We start from the raw sequence: 4,022 nt of genomic DNA, 5'->3' as shown, positions 1-4,022 counted from the left end.
ATGATCCGCACCGCCCACAACCTTCTGAAACTGGCCAAAGCGACCCGCTGAGGCCAAACGCACAGCAATCAGCGTCACGGTACAGCCTCAGCCTATCGGGCAAATCCGTTACTCGGATAGGCTTTCTATGAAGTGCCGCCATGATCCGCCGTGCCCGAAGCTCATCCGGCTCGACAACGTCGAGAACTTCGTCCGAACACTTAACAAGAAGGGGTTTAGTATTTTTCACATTGTTGTTTGGCGACGGACGACGAAACGCCGTTAGCAAATCGGCGATAATACTAAGATCGCCTAACAAAGTCTCCGGCCAGAGGAGGTTCGAGGAACTTTCGTCCGTGGTTGAGGATCGAAGCGCAGTCGATGCTTGGCCAGCAAGGCTTGGCATTCGCGACGAAGACCAGGGCGAAAAGATCGGACCAGCCAACCCTGCGAGATTTTTGTGAGATGCTCCAAGACGCGCCAGATGGAGAACATCAAGCTTCCCGCAACGATCGTGTGTGGGTCTACGCCCGCAAAGCTCGGGTGTCGGATCGCGGGCTGATCTCACAGAGCGAACGGTCAAGCCCAGGAGTTACGGGGCTTCAGCCCGGCGTTTCGACCGAGTTGATCAAGTGGTCCTCGCCATACCGCGGAAACGTGACCTATCCCGCGACCCCGTCTTTACAGGCCTTTTGCCTTACCATTCACCGACGGGCGCTCGGCAGTTCCATAGCTCATATCGGGAGCTGAAACCGGTCAGAACGTTGACGCCACCTTGAACAGGAAGCGAGGGTTGTCGACCTCCAGGTTCGGATTGGAATCAGCGTCGACCGGCCAGGCGACCACCAGATCGCCCTTGAGATGCGAGGCGATGTCGAAATCCAGCCCAAGGCCGTAATCGGCGTAAAAATTGCTGTCCCGATTCAAGCGGAAATCGTCGAACGCGCCTCCCACATCGACGAACACCTTGGCTCCGATGACGATCGGGAGGCCGAGCGTTTCGGAGAGCGCTCCGTTGGCGGCCGAATTCGTGTAGCGAATCTGGTTGGACACGACAAAACCGGTGTCCCCGGCGATCGAGGACATCTTATAGGCTGGTAGGGTCGATGCGCCTCCCATGTACCAGAGTTCGCCGGTCGGAAGACGCTTCTGTGGGGTGTACTGGCCCGAGAAACGTGCTTGTACGCTGAGCCCGTTCTCGAATGCACGCGAGACCGCCGCCTCGCCCACAAGGCGAGTGACCGTCTCGTCTTCCCGTTCGCCGAGACCCCAGACATCCACCCAGGACTGGATGACCTGAAGCTTCCCTTCGAGATAGGTCTGCGCCCATGGAACCATCTGGCCGCTGACGCCAAGGAAGACACGCTGAGCCCTTGTATCGGTATCGACGATGCCGACCGTACTGCGGGTGCTGCTATATTGATGCCCGGCGAGCACGGCGAAGTTGCGGGTCGCGTCGGTGTAGAAGGGTTGGGTCAGAGTCGAGATCAGGACATCGCCGCGCCCATTGATGCCGAGCGAGGCGAAGTCGCCTTCGAGGACCGCCGAGTTTGAATGGGAATAGAGAAAGCGCAGATTTGCATTGGTCTGGGAAATCGGGATCGACGCATCGGCGAATGCTGACGTCACGTCGAAATTCTGGATGTCCCGCGTTTCGGTGAACGAGGTCGTGCCACCGACCGTCAGCATCTCGTCGTAGCCCAGGGGTGAGTAAAGGCTGACGACGCCGCCCAGAGAATAGAGACCGGTCGATTCCGTGCCGTTATTGTCCACGTAAACGCTCGCCGTGACCGGCTTGGGCTCCCCGATGACGTCGATCGTCAGATCGGTGGTGAGTGGCTCCTGGCCCGGACGCAACCCGGCCGTGACCTGGAAATTCCGGTTGAAGTTGATAGCCGACACTCGGCGCTCTATCAGTTCGATCGTCGGTACAGCCCCCGGTTCCACGCGGATGAGGTCACTGACGAATTGCGAGCCGACGCGCTTGTTGCCGGTTACCAGCGTTCTGCCGATCTTACCCTCTGCCAGATCGATCCGTACCAGCCCCCCGGCGATCTTCTGAGGGCCGAGGACGGCTTGGCCAGTCACGTAGCCACGCTTCCGGTAGGCGTCGTTGATCTCGGCCACGATATGGAAGAGATCGGCGACCGAAATGGTCTTGCCGACATAAGGCTTTATGATCGTGTCGAGATCGCGGGGGGAGAAGACCTTGCTCTGGCTGAAGGAGATGTCCTTCAAGACGAAGGTGACTTTCTCGGCTCCCTCGGGGGCCGTGGAAATATCCCTCGCCGCGTCGCCGCCAGCGATGGGTGTTGCGGTGGTGGCCTTCAGCGCGTCCGCGCGCTCGTCGGCCTCGAAGCGTTCGAGCGCTCGGGGATTGTTGATGTCCGCGTCGATGCTCGACGGTGGCAGGACTTGCGCCTCTGCCACGAGGCAGAGGAGGCTGGAGAGCACGATGCCGCCGCAACCGGCAAGCGTGAGCTGACGAGCGGCACGGCGCGAAGACGGACGAGTCGTCTGGCTCGGTTCATAAGAAGCCTTACGCGGCCCGTTGGTGCGCATCCTGTCAGTCCCCAAAGTCTCATCGATGAACCATGGCGGCGGGACAGCCGCCCCCCGGTCGGCCCGCCAACCTTCGACCGATCCTTCGATCAGTTCTTCGGCGCCTCAGCGCTCGCAAGCCGGGTATTTTCCCCGACCATCGCGTCATAGGCCTTGGAGAAGCCGGCGCTGGAGAAGTTGATGCCGACCTTTTGCCCGGTGCGCGAGACGATGACGACGCGACCACCGGACTTTGCCGCCTGCATGGCCTTGATGAACCCTTCGTCAGTCGTGCCTTCCACGAAGCAACCTTGGGCCGCGCAGCGGTTGATGCCCGCCGTGCTGCGATAGTCGCCGACTTCGATCGACACGCCCGGGGTTAGCAGAAAGTCCAGCGGAAGAACGTACTGGATGACGGTCGTCTTCGCCTTCGGATCGAAGGCCATGCTCATGACCAAGATGTTCTGGTCGCTGTCTTTCTGAACGATCCGCTGCTTGATCTGGCAGTTCACATTGTTGATCGCCGGATCGTAGCATTCCAGCAGCCAGTCGCCATGTTGCTGCGTCGTGACCTTCGGTCCGCTCGCCACGGCATCGACCTTATCTCCCTCGACCTTATCGCCCTCAGTCGACGCGGCAGCCTCCGGTGCCTTCTGTGCTTTGGCCGATGCGGCGGCGGCGGCGGCCTTCTCGCCTGAGGTTGCGTTGTTCGCGGGCGAGGCCGCGTTGGCGGCGGAAGCGATCAGCAGGCCGGTACCGGCCAAAATGGCGAGAAGCTTCGAGCGATGGGAATGCATGACGGCTGACTTCATCCTGTTTTTTTAGGTCTTTCGAATTCGAACCCGCCGCGACCCATCGCGGCGAGCATGGCAAGGCGTCTGCAGGAGTCGGCCTCAGTCGGCGCCGCTCAGCACGATCGCGCCGTTCGCGTCGATCTTCGCCTCTGTGATCGGCGCGCTATCGATGCTCACGACCGCCTCGTTACGCTTCTTTAAACTTTCAAGAGGCGAAGGGAAGCCTGCGAGGATCGACAGTCGGGAAAGCGAGGCTTGGTTCAATTGATCGAGCCTGGAATTCAACTGCGCATCGAGAACGTTTCGATGCGAGTTTCCACCGTCATTCAAGTGATTGCCCGCCGTCGCGGTGATGCGGAAGCGCGAAAGATTACTTGAGCGAACAACGCCGATCTGCGCGTCGAAGCCGGCATGGATACGGACCCGACCGAAGCCGCTGTCGATCAACGATCCTGCGTGCTGAACGAAGTCCTGATAGGTCGCAGTCAACGCGACGTCGCCGGATACGGAACGGACCACCGCCGTTCCGTCAAGGCTGACACTCTGACCGGCCACGACATTGATCGGCCCCGCCGCCGTATGCAGACTGCGGATCACATGAACATCAGCCGTTCTGCTGACGATGCCGATACCCCCTTGCCCGCCCGTGGAAACGGATTGGACGAAGACTTCGCGCCCCGCATCCAGGCCGATGGACCCCGTGCCGCT

General features: G+C 60.4%; 3 protein-coding genes. All 3 read right to left on the bottom strand.

Translation table 11 applies throughout. From position 1 onward, the window contains the following. Positions 1–735: 735 nt before the first annotated feature. Positions 736–2,433, bottom strand: a complete 1,698-nt coding sequence (locus tag NS365_RS22555) for a ShlB/FhaC/HecB family hemolysin secretion/activation protein (RefSeq protein WP_206612168.1) — start codon at positions 2,431–2,433, stop codon at positions 736–738. Between the two features lie 197 nt (positions 2,434–2,630). Further along, a complete protein-coding gene (locus tag NS365_RS22550) occupies positions 2,631–3,284 on the bottom strand; it encodes an invasion associated locus B family protein (RefSeq protein WP_193753516.1) in 654 nt (217 codons plus the stop codon). A gap of 129 nt (positions 3,285–3,413) precedes the next feature. Then, the coding region (locus NS365_RS24670) for a hypothetical protein (protein WP_193753515.1) at positions 3,414–4,022 on the bottom strand (609 nt) is incomplete at its 5' end.

Origin of the sequence: Aureimonas ureilytica (assembly GCF_001475935.1) — a bacterium.
GTDB classification, from domain to species: domain Bacteria; phylum Pseudomonadota; class Alphaproteobacteria; order Rhizobiales; family Rhizobiaceae; genus Aureimonas; species Aureimonas ureilytica_A.
The sequence above is the reverse complement of the archived record's forward strand: the minus strand, read 5'-3'. Positions and strand labels throughout refer to the sequence as shown.